The sequence below is a fragment of the Actinorhabdospora filicis genome (assembly GCF_030269765.1).
Classification (GTDB): Bacteria; Actinomycetota; Actinomycetes; order Mycobacteriales; family Micromonosporaceae; genus Actinorhabdospora; species Actinorhabdospora filicis.
The window spans coordinates 322,214-340,370 of the sequence record NZ_BSTX01000001.1 but is presented as its reverse complement, the minus strand read 5'-3'; the positions used below and the strand labels follow the sequence as shown (position 1 = coordinate 340,370).

The following is an 18,157-nucleotide window of genomic DNA, read 5'->3' as shown; positions in this document are numbered from 1 at the left end:
AGCGCCACCACAGCACCACTCCAGCGCGCGGGCGCAGCCTTCAGCGCGTGACCGCCGACCCGCGGTCCGCGCCGAAAGGAGAATCCGTGTATCCGACGGAGCTCATGCCCCGGATCGCCGCCATCGCCGGAGCGCGACCCGACGCCCCGGCCGTGCGCGGCGAGGCGGGAACCGTCACCTATGGACGCCTGCGCGCCGACGCCGGGCGCCTCGCCCGCCGCCTCGCCGCGCGCGGCGCCGGGCCCGGCACGGTCGTCGCCGTCTGCCTCCCGCGCGGCGCGGGCCTGGTCACCGCGCTGCTCGGCGTCCTCGAAGCGGGCGCCGCCTACCTGCCCCTCGACCCCGGGCAGCCCCCGGCGCGGCTGCGGCACATGCTCGACGCCGCCGGAGCCGGCCTCGTCCTGGCCACCGGGCACGCCGGTCTCTTCGAGGAGGCCATGGACCCCGAGGGTGACGGGCCGCTCGCCGAGCCCGCCGCCGCCCACCCCGAGGACCTCGCCTACATCGTCTACACCTCCGGCTCCACCGGCGAGCCCAAGCCGGTCGCGGTGACCCGCCGGTCCCTGGACGCCCTGGCCACGGCGGCGGGCGCGCGCTACGGGCTGTCCGAACGCGACACCGTCCTCCAGTTCGCCAACCCCGCCTTCGACGTCCTCGCCGAGGAGGTCTTCGCCTCCCTGGCCGCCGGCGCGGCCATCGTCCCCGCCCCCGACGAGGGCATCACCCCGCGCGCCCTGGAGGGCCTGATCGCGCGGCACGGCGTGACCGTGGCGAACCTGCCGACGCCCTACTGGACGGCGTGGACGCGCGACCTGCGCGCCGCCCCATCGTCCCTTCGGCTACTGGTGGTCGGCAGCGAGGCCGGGCGCGCCGACACCCTCGCCGCCTGGCAGGCCGTCACCGCGATCCCCGTGATCAACGCCTACGGCCTCAGCGAGACCACGGTGACCGCCACCGCCGCGAACCTGCCGCCCGCGGCCGAACTGGACGCCCCCGTCCTCCCCGTCGGCGAGCCCCTGCGCGGCTGCGTCACCCGCGTCCTGGACGCCGAACTCGCGGCCGCGGAGGAGGGCGAGCTGTACATCGGGGGCGCGCTCCTGGCCCGCGGCTACCACGGTCGGCCCGCGCTGACCGCCGAGCGCTTCGTCCCCGACCCCTTCGGTTCCGGCGAGCGCCTGTACCGCACCGGCGACCTCGTCCGGCGCGGCCCGCACGGCCTGGAGTTCCTGGGCCGCGCCGACGGGCAGGTCAAGATCCGCGGCCACCGGGTGGAGCCGATGGAGGTCGCCGCCGCCCTCGCCGCGCATCCCGACCTCGCCGATGCCCACGTCACCGCCCGCGACGGCGACCTCATCGGCTACGCGGTGCCGCGCGACGCGCGCGCCGTGCCCACCCCGGCGGCGCTGCGGGAGCACCTGGCCACGCGCCTGCCCGCCTACATGGTCCCGTCGGCCTACGTCGTCCTCGACGTGCTGCCCCTGGGCCGCAACGGGAAGGTGGACGCCGCCGCGCTCCCCGCCCCCGCGCGCCGCTCGGCGCCCGCCGCCGAACCGCCCGCCACGCCCGCCGAGGAGGCCCTGTGCCGGATCTGGCGGGAGGTCCTGGAGCTGGACGCCCTGGGCGCCACCGACGACCTGCGCGAGTTCGGCGCGCACTCGCTGACGGCGGTGCGCGTGGCCGCCGCGATCGAGACCGAGCTGGGCGCGACGGTGACCCTGCGGGAGGTCTTCGCCGCCGCGACCGTCCGCGAACTGGCCGCCCTCGCCGCCGCCCGCGCGAGCGGCCCCGCCGAGGACGGCTTCGAACCCGAGGACGGGCCCGGGCCACCGCCCCTTCACGATGAGCTGTCCCTTCAGCAGGAGCAGGTGTGGTTCCTCAACCGCCTCGCCCCCGACTCCATCGCCTACCACACGCCCACCACGATCCGGGTGCGCGGACCGCTCGACCTGGACGTCCTCGACCGGGTCGTCACCGAGATCGCCCGCCGCCACGAGATCCTGCGCACCACCTTCGCCGAGACCGGCGGGCGCCCCGCGCAGACCCCGCACCCGCCCGGGCCGGTCACCGCCCGCCGCGCCGACCTGCGCCACCTGCCGCCCGGCGAGCGCGAGGCGCGCTTCGAGGAGCTCTTCGCCGCCGAACTGCGCCGCCCCTTCGACCTGGGCGCCCTGCCGCTGATCCGCTGGACCGCCGTGCGGCTCGGCGAGGACGAGTGGGAGCTGATCCTCGTCGAGCACCACCTCGTCCACGACGGCTGGTCCTTCGCCATGCTCATGCGCGACCTGCGCGAGCTGTACACCGCCTACCGCGAGGGCCGCGAGTCGCCGCTGCCCGAGCCGCGCAGCTCCTACCGCGACCACGCCCGCCGCCAGCGCCGCGACCTGGACGCCGGGCGCATGGACGACGCCCTCGCCCGCTGGCGCGAACGCCTCGCCGGGCTCCCCGCGCCCGTCGCGCCGCCCGCCGACCGGCCGCGCGGGGGAGTGGCCGCCTACACCGGCGGGATGCTGCGGATCGAGCTGCCGCCCACCCTCCCCGGCGCGCTGCGCGAGACGTCCCGCCGCCTCGGCGTGTCCCTGTTCACCACCATGTACGCCGGGTTCGCCGCCCTCCTGCACCGCTACACCGGCGAGGGCGACATCGCCATCGGCTCCGCCTTCGCCAACCGCCGCCCGCCCGCCACCCACGACGTCCTCGGCATGTTCGTCAACCCCGTCGTGCTGCGCTGCCCGGTGACGCCGGAGGAGCCCTTCGCCGCGCTCGCCGCCCGCGCCGCCGAGACCGTCCTGTCGGCCGCCGACGACGAGGCCGTCCCGTTCCCGCTGATCGTGCGCGAGGTCAACCCCGGGCGCGACCCGGCGGCCAACCCCCTCGTGGCGGTCATGTTCAGCGCCAACGACTCGCCGCTGCCCGCCCTCGACCTCGGCGGCGGCGTCACCGGCACCGTCCACGAGCGCGGCAACGGCGGCGCGAAGACCGACATGAACGTCGTCGTCGTGCCCCGCGCGGAGTCCCAGCGCGACGGCGACGACCGGATCCTGCTCATGTGGGAGTACGACGCCGCCCTCTACGACGAGGACACCGTCCGCGCCATCGCCGACGCCTACCTGCGGCTCCTCACCGACGCCGCCGCCCACCCGGAGCGCGCGGTCGCCGCCCTCGACCTCCTCGGCGGCACCCGCCGCGAGATCCTGGCCGCCGGACGCGGCGCACACGTCCCCGGCGGGCCCGCCGCGCATCTCGCCGTCGCCGCCCGCGCCGCCGCCACCCCCGCCGCCGTCGCTATCGCCGAACCCGGCCGCGCCATCGACTACGCCACCCTCACCGGCGACGCCGCCCGCCTCGCCGGGGTCCTCGCCGCACACGGCGCCGGGCCCGGCGAGATCGTCGCGGTGTGCCTGCCGAGCGGCGCCGCGCAGGTCACCGCCGCGCTCGCCGTCCTCCACACCGGCGCCGCCTACCTCGCCCTCGACCCCGCCAACCCGCCCGAGCGGCTGTCCTGGATGTGCCGGGACGCCGGAGCGCGCCTCGCCATCGCCGACACCGCGCGGCCCGACGGCGTCACCGTCATCGACCCCGGCGCGCGCGGCGAGCCCTTCGCCCCGCGCCCGGTCGCCCCCGGCGAGACCGCCTACGTCATCTACACCTCCGGCTCCACCGGGCGCCCCAAGGGCGTCGCCGTCTCCCACGGCGCGCTCGCCGGGCTCATCGCCTGGCACCGGGACGCCTTCGCGCTCACCCCCCGCGACCGCGCCACCCTCCTCGCCGGACCCGGCTTCGACGCCGCCGTCTGGGAGACCTGGCCCGCCCTCGCCACCGGCGCCGCCCTCCACGTCCCCGACCACGCCTCGCGCGTCTCGGCCACCGCCGTGCGCGCCTGGCTCGCCGAACACGAGATCACCATCGCCTTCGCCCCCACCCCCCTCGCCGAGGCGATGCTCGCGCTGCCCCCGGTGGAGGGCCCACTGCGGATCCTGCTCACCGGCGGCGACCGCCTCCACCTGCGCCCGCCCGCGGACCTCCCCTACACCCTGGTCAACAACTACGGCCCCACCGAGGCCACCGTCGTCACCACCACCGGAACCGTCGGCGACGGCACCGGGCTCCCCGCCATCGGCCGCCCCCGCGCCGGGCTCGACGCCCACGTCCTCGACCCCGAACTCGCGCCCGTCCCCGACGGCGCCGTCGGTGAACTGCACATCGGCGGGCCCGCGCTCGCCAGGGGCTACCTCGGGCGGGCCGCGCTCACCGCCGAGCGCTTCGTCCCCGACCCCTTCGGGACCGGCACCCGCCTCTACCGCACCGGCGACCTCGTGCGGCGGCGCGGCGGCGTCCTGGAGTTCCTGGGCCGCGCCGACGGGCAGGTCAAGATCCGCGGCCACCGCGTCGAGCTCGGCGAGATCACCGCCGCGCTCCTGGCGCACCCCGGCGTCACCGACGCGCACACCGCCGTGCGCCCCGACCCCCGCACCGGCGAGCCCGCGCTCGTCGCCTACCTCACCGGCGAGAAGGCACCCGGCCGCGACGAGCTGCGCGAGCACCTGCGCGGCTGGCTGCCCGGGCACATGATCCCCGGAGCGCACGTCGTCCTGGACGCCATCCCCGTCACCGCCAACGGCAAGGTCGACGCCGCCGCCCTGCCCGACCCGCAGGCCGCGCCCGAACCACCCGCCACCGTCATCGGCGGCGGCACCGAGGCCGTCATCGCCGGGATCTGGCGGCGCGTCCTGGGCCACGACCGCTTCGGCGCCCGCGACAACTTCTTCGACGTCGGCGGCCACTCCCTGCTCCTCGGCCGCGTCCACCACCTCCTCACCACCGAGACCGGACGCGACGTCCCCGTCGTCGACCTCTTCCGCTTCCCCACCGTCGCCGCCCTCGCCGGGCACCTCGAACGGCCCGCCGAGGCCGCCGACGGCCCGGTCCCCACCAGACGGCGGCCCGCGCGCGCCCGCGCGCTGCGCCGCGAGATCGGAGAGCACGCATGAGCGAGGACCACCTGGCCGTCATCGGGATGGCCGGGCGCTTCCCCGGCGCCGGAGACCTCGGCCGCTTCTGGGACAACCTGACCGGCGGAATCGAGTCCATCACCGAGTTCCCCTCCACCCGCGACCACGTCAGCGCCTGCGGCGTCCTCGACGGCGCCGACCTCTTCGACGCCGGATTCTTCGGCCACTCGCCCCGCGAGGCGCTGATCCTGGACCCCCAGCAGCGGGTGTTCCTCGAATGCGCCTGGCACGCCCTGGAGGACGCCGGATACGACCCCGCCGCCCACCCCGGCCCCATCGGCGTCTACGGCGGATCCAGCCCCAGCTCCTACCCCGAGCGCCTCCGCGCCGCCGCCGAGCGCCTCGACCTCGACGACTGGACGATCCGCCTGGCCACCGGACCCGACTTCCTCACCACCCGCGTCGCCTACCGGCTCGGCCTCACCGGGCCCGCCGTCACCGTCCAGACCGCCTGCTCCACCTCCCTCGTCGCCGTCCACACCGCCGCGCAGGCCCTCCTGGCGGGCGAATGCGACATGGCCCTCGCCGGGGGCGTCTCGGCGCACGTCCCCGTCCGGCCCGGCGTCTACACCGAAGGCGGCGTGCTGTCCCCGACCGGGCACTGCCGGGCCTTCTCCGCCGCCGCCGACGGCACCGTCGGCGGCGACGGGGTCGGCGTGGTCGTCCTCAAGCGACTCGACGACGCGCTCGCCGACGGCGACGACGTGCGCGCGGTCATCCTCGCCACGGTGGTCAACAACGACGGCGACGACAAGATCGGCTACACCGCGCCGGGCGTCGCCGGGCAGGCCCGCGCGATCCGCGCCGCGCACCGCGTCGCCGGGATCGACCCCGGCTCGATCGGCTACGTCGAGGCGCACGGCACCGGCACCCGCCTCGGCGACCCCATCGAGATCGCCGCCCTCACCGGCGCCTTCGGGCCCGGTGAGGAGACGCTGATCGGCTCGGTGAAGACCAACATCGGGCACACCGACGCCGCCGCCGGGGTCGCCGGGCTCATCAAGACCGTGCTGGCGCTGCGGCACGCGACGATCCCGGCGAGCCTGCACGCCACCCCGGCCAGCGCCGTCATCGACTTCGGCCGCTTCCGGGCCGCCGCCGAGACCACCCCGTGGCCCGCGCGGCCCGGCCCGCGCCGGGCGGCGGTCAACTCCCTGGGCATCGGCGGCACCAACGCCCACGTCGTCCTGGAGCAGGCACCCCCGCGCGAGGCCACCGCCGACGACGGCTCGCCCCGGCTCCTGACCGTCTCGGCCCGCTCGGCGGGCGCCCTGGCGACCGCCGCGGCGGACCTCGCCGCGCACCTGGAGACGCACCGGCCCCCGCTGTCCGACGCGTCCTGGACCAGCCGCGCCGGGCGGCGCGCCTTCACCCACCGCGCGTTCGCCGTGGCCTCCGGGCCCGGCGGGGCCGCCCGGGAGCTGCGCGCCGCCGTCCCCGTCACCGCCGCCGAGGGCGCGACCACGGCCCTGCTGTTCCCCGGGCAGGGCGGCCAGCACCCCGGCATGGGCCGCGAGCTCTACGAGACCCGGCCGGTGTTCCGCGAGGCCCTCGACGAGGTCGCCGAGCTGGCCCGCCCGCACCTCGGGCTCGACCTGCGCGAGGTCCTCTACGGCGACGGGGGCGAGCGGCTGTCCGCGATCGCCGTCGGGCAGCCCGCCGTGTTCGCCGTCGAGTACGCCCTCACCCGGCTGTGGGCGCGGTGGGGCGTCACGCCCGCCGCGGTGGCCGGGCACAGCCTCGGCGCCTACGCCGCCGCGCACGCCGCCGGGGTCATGTCCCTCCCGGACGCGGTGTGGCTGGTCGCCGAGCGCGGCGCGCTGCTCCAGAGCCTGCCCGCCGGGGCGATGCTCGCCGTCCCCCTGAGTGAGGACGAGGTCCTGCGCCGCCTGCCCGGCGAGCTCGACCTCGCCGCGGTCAATGCCGCCCACCAGTGCGCGGTCTCCGGGCCGGCCGAGGCCGTGGAGTCCTTCGCCGCCGAGCTGGCCGCCGGGGGTGTCGACGCCCGTCGCCTGCGCATCGCCGCCGCCGGGCACTCCCGCCTCGTGGAGCCCATCGTGGACGACTACGCCAAGCGCCTGTCGGAGGTCGAGCTGCGCGACCCGCGCGTCCCGTGGGTCAGCGACCTCACCGGCCACTGGGTCCGCCCCGGCGAGGCCACCCGCCCGCAGTACTGGACCGACCACATGCGCCGGCCCGTGCGGTTCCGCGACGCCGCCCGCACTCTCGCCGCCTCGGCGCACGGCGCGTTCGCCGAGGCCGGTCCCGGGCGGACCCTGGCGTCCCTCGCCGCGCGGGAACTGCCCGGCCGCACGGTCGTGGCGTCCCTGCCGCACCCCGCCGAGGACGTCTCGTCGGTCACCGCGATGCTCACCGCCGCCGGGACCCTCTGGGCCGCCGGGGCGAGCGTCGACCGGTCCCGCGTGGACGCCCCGGCCCGCCGCGTCCCGCTGCCCGGCTACCCCTTCGAGCGCGGCCGCTACCTGGTCACCGCCACCGAGACCGTCATCGAGGACGCCGCCGCCACCGCGACCGGCGAGGACTACCAGGCCCCCGCCACGCCCACCGAGGAACGCGTCGCCGGAGCCTTCGCGCGCCTCCTCGGCGTGGAGCGCGTCGGCCGCGACGACGGCTTCTTCGCCCTCGGCGGCGACTCCCTCCTCGCCACCCGCCTCATCCGCTGGGCCCGCGAAGAGCTCGGCGCCGCCCTCACCGTCCCGCAGGTCTTCCGCGCGCCCACCCCGCGCGCCCTGGCCGCCCACCTCTCACCCAAGGAGCAGTGATGTTCGAAGACGACACCGACCGCGTCTACGCCGTCGTCCGCAACCCCGAGGAGCAGTACTCCATCTGGCCCGCCGACCGTCCCCTCCCGCCCGGCTGGGACCCCGAGGGGTTCACCGGCCCCAAGACCGCCTGCCTGGAGCACATCGAGGCCACCTGGACCGACATGCGCCCCCTCGCGCTGCGCCGGACCGCGACGTGACGGCCGCGACCGGCGTCCGCAGCCTGTGGCGCCACGGCGACTTCATGCGCCTGTGGAGCGCCCAGACCCTCAGCCTCGCCGGAACCCAGGTCACCCAGATCGCGCTGCCCATCGCCGCGATCACCCTCCTCGACGCCACCCCCTGGCAGCTCGGGCTGCTCGCCGCCGCCCAATACCTGCCGTTCCTGCTGGTCGGCCTGCCCGCCGGAGTGTGGGTCGACCGGTGGCGGCGGCGGCCCGTCCTGGTCACCACCGACCTCGCCCGCGCCGCCGTCCTGGCCGTCCTGCCCCTCGCCTACCTGTTCGGCGGGCTCCACCTGTGGATGCTCTACCCCGTCGGATTCGCCGTCGGGATCCTCACCGTCTTCTTCGACATCGCCCACCAGTCCTACCTGCCCTCCCTCGTGGACCGCGACCACCTCGTCGACGGCAACGGCAAGCTGGAGGCCTCCTACCAGGGCGCCCAGCTCGCCGGGCCCGGCGCCGGGGGCGTCATCGTGCAGGTCCTCACCGCGCCCGTCGCGCTGTTCGCCGACGCGGTCAGCTACCTGTTCTCCGCCCTCCTCCTCGGCCGCATCAAAGCCGTCGAGCCCGTCCCCGAACCGCACCCCGAGGACGCCCACGGGCTCCTGCGCGGCATCGGCGTCGGCCTGCGCTACGTCCTCAAGCACCCGCTGCTGCGGCCGATCGCGCTGGCCACCGCCATCGGCAACCTCTTCGGGATCTTCGGCATCGTCCAGGCCGTGCTCACCCTGTTCGCCATCAAGGGCGTCGGCCTCACCGCCGGATGGCTCGGCCTGGCCCTCGGCATCGCCAACGCCGGCGCGCTGCTGGGCGCCCTCGCCAACCGCCGCATCGTGGCCGCCCTCGGCCTCGGGCCCGTCATCGTCGCCTCGGTCACCCTGCCCGGCGCGGCGATCCTGCTGCTGCCGCTGGCCCGCGAGGGCTTCGCGCTGCCCGTCCTGGCCGTCGCGCTGGCCATCGCCTGGTTCGGGATCGCGGTGTACAACGTGAACCAGATCAGCCTGCGCCAGGCGGTGGTCCCCACCGCCCTCCAGGGCCGGATGAACGCCACCATGCGCTTCCTGATCTGGGGCACCATCCCGCTCGGCACCGCCCTCGGCGGGTTCCTCGGCGGCGCCATCGGCCTGCGCTCGACGCTGCTCATCGCCGGGGCGGGCGCGGTCCTGTCGGCGCTGCCGGTGCTGCTGTCGCCGGTGCGCGCGCTGCGCGCCATCCCCGAACGGGACGGCGATGGGTGACTGGCTGGCGCGCCGCCGCGCCGCGCCCGGCGCCCGCGCGCGCATGTACTGCTTCCCCCACGGCGGCGGCTCGCCGGGCGAGTACCTGCGCTGGTCGGAGGACCTGCCCGAGCTGGAGGTCTGGGGCGTCCAGGCGCCCGGACGCGGGCCGCGCTTCGGCGAGGAGCCCTTCGACCGGCTCGCGCCCATGGTGGACGCGCTGGTGCGCGAGACGTCCTTCGCGCCGCCGTTCGTCCTGTTCGGGCACAGCCTCGGGGCCCTGGCCGCCTACGAGACCGCGCGCGCCCTGCGCCGGGCGGGACGGCCCGCGCCGGTCCTGCTCGTCGTCTCCGCCTACCCCGCGCCGCACCTGCCGCGCGCGGCGGCGCCCGTCCACGGCCTGCCGGACGAGGCGCTGCTGGCGGCCGTGGAGGACCGCTACGGGCGCTGGCCGGAGGAGATCCGCGAGGACCCGGACCTGCTGGCGCTGACCCTCGCCGTCCACCGCGCCGACTTCGCGCTCTTGGAGACCTACGCGCACGTCCCCGACGAGCCCCTGTCCGTCCCGGTCCTCGCCGTCACCGGCGCGCAGGACGCGGGCACGCCCGCCGAGCTCGACGGGTGGCGCGACCACGCCACCCGCTGCGACACCCGCGTCGTGCCCGGCGGGCACTTCTACCACCGCGACGGCAAGGACGCCCTGTTCGCCCTCATCAGGGAGCGCCTCGATGAACTCCTTCCATGACGACCTCGTCCGGGGGAGCCTGCGTTTCGGGCTCCTGCGGCCCTTCCCCGTCCAGGACCCCCTCGACCGGCACCTCGGCGACGCCGTCGTCGCCGAGCTGGAGGCCCTGCTGGCCTGCCGCGTCGACCCCGACGACATCGACCGCAGCGGGCGGATGCCGCCCGGCGTGATCGACGACCTGCGCTACGGCGGTTTCCTGTCCCTGCGCGCGCCGGTGACCCTGGGCGGGCGCGACCTGACCGAGTTCAACGCGTTCCGCGCGGTGACCGCCGCCGCGTCGATCGCGCCGCCGATCGCGCTGACCATGGCCATCGCCAACGGGCTCGGCGCGCCCGCCTACCTGTCGGTGCTGCCGCCGGGGCCGCTGCGGGACTTCCTGGCCGGGCGCATCGCCGACGGCGCGGTCTCCGGCACCGCCGACACCGAGCCCGGCGGCGCGGCCAACTCCACGCGCGGCACGGTCGCCGTGCCCGACGGCGACGCCTACGTCCTGCACGGCGAGAAGGTCTTCGCCGGGAACGGCACGATCGCCGACCTGCTGGCCGTCTCGGCGAGCGTCCGCGACGACGGCGACGCGGTGCGGCTGTTCTTCGTGGACACCTCCGATCCCGGCGTGGAGGTGCACGCCGCCCACCAGTTCACCGGGTTCCGGGGCGCGCCGAACGCCGCGGTGCGCCTGTCCGGCGTGCGCGTCCCCCGGGAGCGGATGGTCCCGGCGGCCACCTCCTGGCGGGAGTCGCAGGGCCTGGTCGGCCTCGCCGCCGCCGCGCGGCTGCTGGTCATCGCCGCGCCCTCGCTGGCGATCGCCCGGCAGTGCCTGGAGTGGGGCCGCCGCTTCGCCGCGCGCCGCAGCGTCGACGGGCACGGGCTCGGCGAGTACGAGCTGGTCCGCGAGCTGCTGGACACCGCCGAGGCCGAGGTCTACGGCATCGAGAGCCTGGTGCGGTGGGCGGTGCTGGGCGCGCGCCGCGCCGATACCGGCCGCGAGCGCGCCGCCGCGAAGAACCTCACCTCGATGGCCTGCTGGCGGGTCGTGGACGGGACGATGTCGCTGCTGGCCGCCGAGGGCTACGAGTCGGCCGCCAGCAAGGGACGCCGTGGCGCCGACCCGGTGCCGCTGGACCGCGCCTTCCGCGACGCGCGGGGCCTGCGGATCGCCGGTGGCGTCGACTTCCAGGTCGACAACTGGGCCGGTCAGGCCATTCTCGCCCGCCACCGCGAGGGGCCCGGCATGCCCGGCGGCGGCGGGCTGAGCGGCGTGCCGTCCTGCTGCGCCGGGTACCTGGCGGGCACCGCCGAGGCGGCCCGGGAGCTGGCCGACACCGCCGCCTGGCTCGGCGCGCGCGTGTCCGGGGACGCCCGGCGCGGGCAGAAGGCGCTGATGCTGCTCGGCCGGGTCGCCGGTGAGCTCACCGCCGTCCCGATCGCGCTGGCGCGCGGCCTGGACGGCGACGGCCACGACCTCGCCGAGCGGTACGCGCGGGTGGCCTCCGAGCGCGCCGAACGCCACCTGCGCCTGCTGCGGGCCGAGCGCGCGGCCCTGGCGGCTAACCCCTCCGGCGGGTGAGCCACAGCCCGGCCGCGCCCAGCGCGATGAGGACCGCGCCCGCGGCGGCGAGGATCCACGCCGCGCGGCCGGTCGCCGCCAGCGCGGTGCCCGGCCGCGGGGTGCCGTGCTGCGGCGGGGCCGCGCCGGGGACGGTGACCGCGACGGCGCAGGCCGGGTCGGTGGAGCCCTTCTCACAGTTGCCGACCAGGGATCCCGAGGCGACCAGCACGTTGTTCAGCAGCCTGCCGTCGCCGGTGTCGGGATCCCTGACCCGCAACCGGTAGGTGACGGTGGCCTTCGCGCCGGCCGGGACGTCGCCGCTCCAGCGCAGCACCGGCGCGGTGTAGCCGGCCTCGCCGAGGTCGGCGGTGGCCGAGACCCAGTCGGCGTCGTCGAGGACCTCCGACAGGTCGTCGGTGAAGGACGCGCCGGGGTAGTCGACCTCGCCGGTGTTCTCGGCGGTGATGGTGAAGGTGACGACGTCACCGGGCTTCACGATGCCGCCGGGGCTGGTCTTGGTGACCAGGAGATCGGGCACCGGCACCGACAGCGACACCTCCTGGAGGACATAGGTGTCGCCCCTGGTGCTCAAGGTGAGATCGGCCGAGGTCGCGCCCTCGGGGATGACGCCGCCGGGCAGGTCGAGGGCGTCGACGTCGGTGCCGAGGTTGTACGGCGAGCCGACCTCGACGGTGTCGGCGCCGTCGGCGCGGCCGGCGAAGAAGTTGCGGGTCTCGCCGGTGCGCGGGTTGGGGATGTTGGTCCCGTTGACCCGGAACTGGTCCCCGGAGGCCGCGCGGTCGCCTTCGTGGGCGGTGAGCGTGGCGCGCACGGGCGCGGTCCCGTAGCGGTGGAAGCCGTCGACGGTGACGGTGGTGGGCGCGTCGTTGGAGCGCTGGAGCACGTGCCCGCCGTAGATGTGCACGTGCCTCCGCGAGGGCGCCTGCGCGTTCGGCCCGGCGAACTCGTAGACCACGGCCACCGACCAGCCGCCGACGCAGCCCGCGCCGTTGGGCGCCCACACGTCGCCGACGGCGATGTCCACGGGGGACCCGGTGGGTGCCGCGGCGAACAGGGACGTCACGTCGCCCTCGGCGGTGTAGTAGTGCGGGCCGTTCAGGCTCTCGGAACTGGCCGCGGCGTTCTCCGGCGGCACCGGCGTGGCCGGGCCACCGGCCACCGCGATCACCGGCGCGCTCGTCATCGGGTCGCCGGGGGCGGGGTCCACGTCGGCGCCGGAGATGTCGCAGCGGTTCAGCAGCCCGCCGACGGCCGAGCGGTAGGTCCCGGTGTTGCCGCCCCAGAACAGGCGCGCGTAGGACACCCTCGCGCCCGCCGGGACGGTGAGCCGCGCGACGCTGGAGTCGTAGGCGCCCACGGCGGCCGACTCCTTCACGCGCGTCATGACGAACTGGTTGTTGTTGTCGCCGTTCTCGCCGCGCATGGCCGCGCGGCAGCGTTTCGCCGCCTTGGCGGGCGATCGCGGGCAGCCGAGCACGGCGTCCCCGGCGATGAGGACGTCGCCGTAGACGGTGTCGTCATGCCGCAGCGTCAGTGGGCCGGCGACCTCGGCGGCGGCCGGTGGTGGCACGGCCGCGACGGACGCCGCCGCCACGGCCAGGACCGCGAGCGCGGCGGGCGTCCGCCGGATCGGTGCGAATGCGCGCATCGAAAGACACTATCGGGACATTTCAGCCATGTCTCGCGACGCGCTCGGGCTCAGCCGAGCGGCATCTGCCTGGTGTTCTGGAAGGACTGCTGCATCCAGCGGCCGTGCCGCTTGAGCATCACGTTGGTGTTGGTCGACAGCGACCCGTCCCGGCACGGCGAGGACTCGGTCACCAGCAGGCAGGACGTCCGCACGATGACCGCCAGGTCCGGCCGCGCGAAGGTCACGTCCTGCGAGAGCGTCTTGATGTGCGTGGGATCCATGTAGTTGTCGAAGTAGTACTGCATCCGCACGGCGATGTCGGCGCGCCCGTTGAGGTGGTCGCCGTTGAAGGTGACCATGTCGCCGTCGGGCCAGAACGTGGCCGCGAAGGCCGCGCCGTCCTCGGCGAACCACGCGTCGGCCTGCGCCCGCAGGATCGCGTCGAAGGTCTCGGCCGGGCGGTCGTCCGGGGTGGACGGACCGGCCGAGGCCGCGGTGCCCGCCAGGGCGAGCACCGCCATCGCCACCGTCGCCAGGACGGCCTGGTACCAGCGCTTGCGCATCGGATCTCCTCTGTCTTGGAGGCTGTGTCCCCGACGCTATGGGCGCGGTTCGCCCCGGGGCGTCGCCCCCGGGTTGCGACCCGGCACGCCACTGTGGGGGTACGGGCGCCCGGCGCGTACCTCCACAGTGGACACCCTCATTCGGCGCGGTGCGCCCGCCACGCCTCCCACAGCCGCGCGTACCCGCCACCGGCGGCGATCAGCTCCTCGTGCGGGCCCTGCTCCACCACGCGCCCGCCGGCCATGACCACGACCCGGTCGGAGTCGGCGGCCTGGCTCAGCCGGTGGGCGACGACGAGGGAGGTCCGCCCGCGCAGCACGCGCGCGGCGGCGGCCTCCAGCTCGCGCGAACCGGCGCTGCCGGCCTCGGCGGTGGCCTCGTCCAGGACCGCGATCGGCGGATCGGCCAGCGCCAGCCGCGCCAGCGCGAGCTGCTGCCCCTGCGTGGGCGTCAGCCGGTGCCCGCCCTCGCCGACCACGGTCGCCAGGCCGTGGGGGAGCGCGGTGGCCCACCCGTCGGCGCCGACCATCGTCAGGACCTCCCACAGCCGCTCCTCGGTGGCCTCCGGCGCGGCCAGCCGCAGGTCGTCGGCGACGGTCCCGGCGAACACGTGCACCTCCTGGCTGACCAGCGCCACCGTGCGCCGCAGCGTCGCCTGGTCCAGGTCCTCCAGCGGGACCCCGCCGAGCCGGACGGCGCCGCCGCCGGTCGCGTGGACGCCGCCGATCAGCTTCACCAGGGTCGTCTTGCCCGCCCCGCTGGCCCCGACGAGGGCGACGCGCTCGCCGGGCGCCACGCTCAGGTCCACGCCGTCCACGACGACGTGCCCGGGACGGTAGGCGAAGGTGACGCCCTCGGTCTCCACCGCCGCCGAGGCCGGTTCGCGCGGGTGCTCCGGCGCCGGGCGGCGGGGCATGTCGATGACGCCGGCCAGCCGGGCCAGGCCCGCGCCGCCCTGCTGGATGTCGTCCAGCAGGCCCAGCACGATGTTGATCGGGTCGAAGAGGCGGATGAACAGCAGCGCCGCCGCCGTCGCCTCGCCGATGGAGGCGATATCGGCGCGCACCATCAGGAAGCCCACGATCAGGATCGCGGTCAGGCCCACGAACTCCGCGCCGTTGAGGCGCCCGTAGAAGCGCGTCTGCGTCCGCACCGCCCGCATCGCCAGCCCGATCGCGGCCCGCGATGCCTCGGCCACGCCCGCCAGGTGCCGCTCGCCCAGCCCGAAGGCGCGGACGGTGCGCGCGCCCCCGATCGAGTCGAGCTGCCGCTGCGCCAGCGCGCCGCGCGCCACCCGCTCGGCGGCGTACACCTCCGGCGCCGCCTTCAGGTACCAACGCGCGGTGAGCGCCTGGATCGGCACCGCGCACAGCCCCGCCAGCGCGAACCGCCAGTCCAGCGCGCCCAGGCCGACCACGGTCAGCGCGATCGTCAGCAGCGAGATCGCGAAGTACGCCAGGATGTCGCGGGCGACCTCGGCGACCAGTTGCATGTCCTCGGTGACCCGGGAGACGAGGTCGCCGGTCCCGGCGGCCTCCACCGTCTCCAGGTCGAGGTCCAGGGCCCTTTCCAGGGCCTTCTCGCGCAGTTCGGCCACCGAGGGCTCGCCGACGCGGGCGACCAGGACCTGACCGAGGGCCTTCAGGAACGCCGCCCCGATCGCCACCGCGACCAGCGCGGCCGCCGGTCCCGTCATCGCCGCCGCGCCCTTCCCGGCGGCCACGAGGTCCACGATGCGGCCCAGGACCAGCGGCGTCAGCATCGCCAGCAGGCTCCCGGCGACCAGCGCGGCGACCGCCGCGATCAGCGGCCACCGCCGGGCCCGGGCGAGCGCGCGGAGCGTCCGCCACGACTCGCGGCCGGTGGCCACCGGCAGCAGATTCCCCTGGGCGCTCATCCCACCACCTTCATCCGGTACTCCTCATGGTTCGCGGCCAGCTCGGCGTGCGCGCCCTGCGCGTCCACGCGGCCCCGCGCCAGCACCACGACGCGGTCGCACGCGGCGAGCAGCGTCGGGCTCGTGGTCACCAGCAGCGTCGTGCGGCCCTCGCGGACCTCCCGCAGCCCGAGCGCGATGCGCGCCTCGGTCACGGTGTCGACGGCGCTGGTCGGTTCGTCGAGGGCCAGCACGGGCGCGCCGGACGCGAGCGCGCGCGCCAGCGCCACCCGCTGCCGCTGCCCGCCCGACAGGGCGTGCCCCTGCTCGCCCACGCGCGTGTCGCGCCCGTCGGGCAGCGCGCCGATGACGTCGTCGGTCGCGGTCGCCGCGATCGCCTCCTCCACCGGCCCGCCGGGCCGCAGCGCGACGTTGGCGAGGAGCGACTCGTCGAACAGGTCGGCGTCGTGGGCGGCGACCAGGACCGCCGCGCGCGCCTCGGCGGCCCGCAGGCCCGCCAGGTCGCGCCCGCCGACCAGCGCGCGTCCCTCGTCCGGTGCGAGCTCACCGGCCAGGACGCCGAGGACCGCCGCCCCGTCGGCGGGGTCGAGGGCGGCCACGCCGACCAGCTCGCCGTGCCCGACGGTGAGGTCGAGGCCCTTGAGCGGACCGGCCGACAGCCCGTCGAGGACGACGTCGTGCCGCGCGCCGCCGTAGTCCCCTTCGCCTTCGGGGCGGTGCGGGGCCGAGAGGGTCTCGGCGACGCGGCGGGCCGAGGCGCGGGCGTGGGCGAAGGCCGCGCTCTGCGCGGTGATGTTCTGCAGCGGCCCGATCAGGAACTGCGCCAGGCCGACGGTGGCGATGAGCGCGCCGACGCTGATCGCGCGGTCGGCGGCCATGCGCCCGGCGACCACCGCGACCACGGCCACGAACACGCCGGTGATGAGGGTGGCCACGCCCTGGAAACCGGCCTCGAAGCGCGCCGAGCGCATCGCCGCCGTCAGGCTCGCCCGGCTCATCCGCCGGTAGCGGTCCCCGGCGGCGGCCTCGGCGCCGACGCCCTTGAGCACGCGCAGTCCACTGACCAGGTCGGCGGCCACGCCCGCGGAGGCCGAGGCGGCGTCCTGCTCGGCGTGCAGCCGCTTCTCCAGCGGCCGCCCGAGGACCTGCATGAGCGCCAGCACCGGGATCGCGCCGACCACGACGAGGATCCCCAGCGTCACCGAGGTCCACATCAGCGTCACCACCGCCACGCCCAGCGCGCCGAAGGCCGAGGCCACCGCCGGGATGACGCGCAGGATCCGGGCGGCGCCGGTGGCGTCGGTGGTCGCCACGCGCAGGACCGCGCCCGGCAGCCGGTCCTCGGCCACCCCGCGCGGGTCGAGGACCTGCCGCGCGATGCGCGTCCGCAGGTCGTGGGCGGCCTCCTCGACGCCGCGCACGGCCACGCGCGCGTAGAAGCGGTAGGAGTACGACAGGCACGCGAAGACCCCCGCCAGCACCGCCAGCCACAGCACCAGCGCGCTCACGTCGCCGGTGGCGATGGCCTTGTCGATGACCACGCCCACCATGACCGGCACCAGTGCCTCGCCGATCTGATGGCCGCTGGCGAGGACCGTGCCCAGCACGGCCCGCCGCCGCTGGCCGCGCAGGACGTGCCGCAGCACCGATCCCGACGTCCACTGATGACTCATGGGGCTCCCAGGTTCTCCCGATGCCGAGGTGGTTCGACTTAGGCGACCCTAAGAGGTTTTCGGGACGGCGGAAACACCGTATGCTGACGCATCATGTCGATCAGCGGACACGAGGCGCCTCCGGCGGCCATCACCGTCCTCCACGAGGAGCGGCGCGGGACCACGTCCTTCGGCACCCACTCCCACGCCGACCGGCACCAGGTCTTCTGGTCGCCCGAGGGCGCCCTGGTCATCGAGGCCGAGGACCGCGACTGGGTCCTGCCCCCCAGCCTCGCCCTGTGGGTCCCCGCCGGGGTCCCGCACGCCGCCCGCTCCAGCACCGACGTGTGGCACTGGATCTACATCGACGCCGACCGCAGCGCCGTCGGCTGGACCTCGCCGACCGTCCTGGCCGCGACCCCGCTCATGCGCGAGCTCATCGGCTACCTCCGCGCCCCCGGCCTGACCGCCCCCGCCCGCCACCACGCCGAAGCCGTCCTTTTCGATCTCATGGTCCCGCTGGAGCACACCCGCATCGACCTGCCCATGCCCGGCGACCCCCGCGCCCGGACCGTGGCCGAGGAGGTCCTGCGCGACCCCGGGCGTCCCCACCGCCTCGGCGACTGGGCCGCCCGCCTCCACGTCAGCGACCGCACCCTCACCCGCGCCTTCGTCGACCAGACCGGCCTCACCTACACCCGCTGGCGCGCGCAGGCCCGCCTGCGCGCCGCCCTCGAACTGCTCGCCCGTGGCGTCGCCGTCGGCTCCGTCGCCCGCCGCGTCGGCTACGCCACGCCCAGCGCGTTCGTCGAGGCCTTCCAGCGCGCCACCGGGCAGACCCCCGGCACCTACTTCAAACGGTGAGC

At 76.3% G+C, this 18,157-nt stretch carries 11 protein-coding genes; 7 read left to right on the top strand and 4 right to left on the bottom strand.

The window, feature by feature from the left end; all coding sequences use genetic code 11:
• Positions 1 to 86 precede the first annotated feature (86 nt).
• Genes QSK10_RS01585 through QSK10_RS01560 form a run of 6 tightly spaced genes read left to right on the top strand, consistent with a single transcriptional unit; the run spans position 87 to position 11,545 of the window.
• Entirely contained in the window at positions 87 to 4,988 is a 4,902-nt protein-coding gene (locus QSK10_RS01585) for a non-ribosomal peptide synthetase (protein ID WP_285660743.1), read from the top strand.
• Positions 4,985 to 7,792, top strand: coding sequence for a type I polyketide synthase (locus QSK10_RS01580; RefSeq protein ID WP_285660742.1), 2,808 nt, complete (start codon positions 4,985 to 4,987; stop codon positions 7,790 to 7,792). The genes QSK10_RS01585 and QSK10_RS01580 overlap by 4 nt, the downstream gene beginning before the upstream one ends.
• A complete protein-coding gene (locus QSK10_RS01575; RefSeq protein ID WP_285660741.1) occupies positions 7,792 to 7,992 on the top strand; it encodes an MbtH family protein in 201 nt (66 codons plus the stop codon). The genes QSK10_RS01580 and QSK10_RS01575 overlap by 1 nt, the downstream gene beginning before the upstream one ends.
• Positions 7,989 to 9,254, top strand: coding sequence for an MFS transporter (locus QSK10_RS01570; protein ID WP_285660740.1), 1,266 nt, complete (start codon positions 7,989 to 7,991; stop codon positions 9,252 to 9,254). The genes QSK10_RS01575 and QSK10_RS01570 overlap by 4 nt, the downstream gene beginning before the upstream one ends.
• Positions 9,247 to 9,978, top strand: a complete 732-nt coding sequence (locus QSK10_RS01565) for a thioesterase II family protein (protein ID WP_285660739.1) — start codon at positions 9,247 to 9,249, stop codon at positions 9,976 to 9,978. The genes QSK10_RS01570 and QSK10_RS01565 overlap by 8 nt, the downstream gene beginning before the upstream one ends.
• Complete coding sequence (locus QSK10_RS01560; RefSeq protein ID WP_285660738.1) at positions 9,962 to 11,545, top strand: acyl-CoA dehydrogenase family protein; 1,584 nt, start codon at positions 9,962 to 9,964, stop codon at positions 11,543 to 11,545. Before QSK10_RS01565 ends, QSK10_RS01560 begins: the two co-directional genes overlap by 17 nt.
• Here QSK10_RS01560 and QSK10_RS01555 read toward each other — a convergent pair.
• The 4 genes from QSK10_RS01555 to QSK10_RS01540 all read right to left on the bottom strand — a co-directional run bounded on the left by QSK10_RS01555 (position 11,526) and on the right by QSK10_RS01540 (position 17,312).
• On the bottom strand, positions 11,526 to 13,196 hold the full coding sequence (locus tag QSK10_RS01555) for a DUF7927 domain-containing protein (protein WP_285660737.1): 1,671 nt from the start codon (positions 13,194 to 13,196) through the stop codon (positions 11,526 to 11,528). The two genes, QSK10_RS01560 and QSK10_RS01555, sit on opposite strands and share 20 nt — an antisense overlap.
• A gap of 50 nt (positions 13,197 to 13,246) precedes the next feature.
• Positions 13,247 to 13,741 (bottom strand): SgcJ/EcaC family oxidoreductase, encoded by a 495-nt coding sequence (locus QSK10_RS01550; RefSeq protein ID WP_285660736.1) that lies wholly within the window; start codon positions 13,739 to 13,741, stop codon positions 13,247 to 13,249.
• A gap of 137 nt (positions 13,742 to 13,878) precedes the next feature.
• Positions 13,879 to 15,639: an ABC transporter ATP-binding protein gene (locus QSK10_RS01545; protein WP_285660735.1), complete on the bottom strand. Its 1,761-nt coding sequence runs from the start codon at positions 15,637 to 15,639 to the stop codon at positions 13,879 to 13,881.
• Entirely contained in the window at positions 15,636 to 17,312 is a 1,677-nt protein-coding gene (locus QSK10_RS01540; protein ID WP_285660734.1) for an ABC transporter ATP-binding protein, read from the bottom strand. The genes QSK10_RS01545 and QSK10_RS01540 overlap by 4 nt, the downstream gene beginning before the upstream one ends.
• Before the next feature lie 93 nt (positions 17,313 to 17,405).
• Between QSK10_RS01540 and QSK10_RS01535 the strand changes: the two genes are divergently transcribed.
• Complete coding sequence (locus tag QSK10_RS01535; protein ID WP_285660733.1) at positions 17,406 to 18,155, top strand: AraC family transcriptional regulator; 750 nt, start codon at positions 17,406 to 17,408, stop codon at positions 18,153 to 18,155.
• Positions 18,156 to 18,157: the final 2 nt, after the last annotated feature.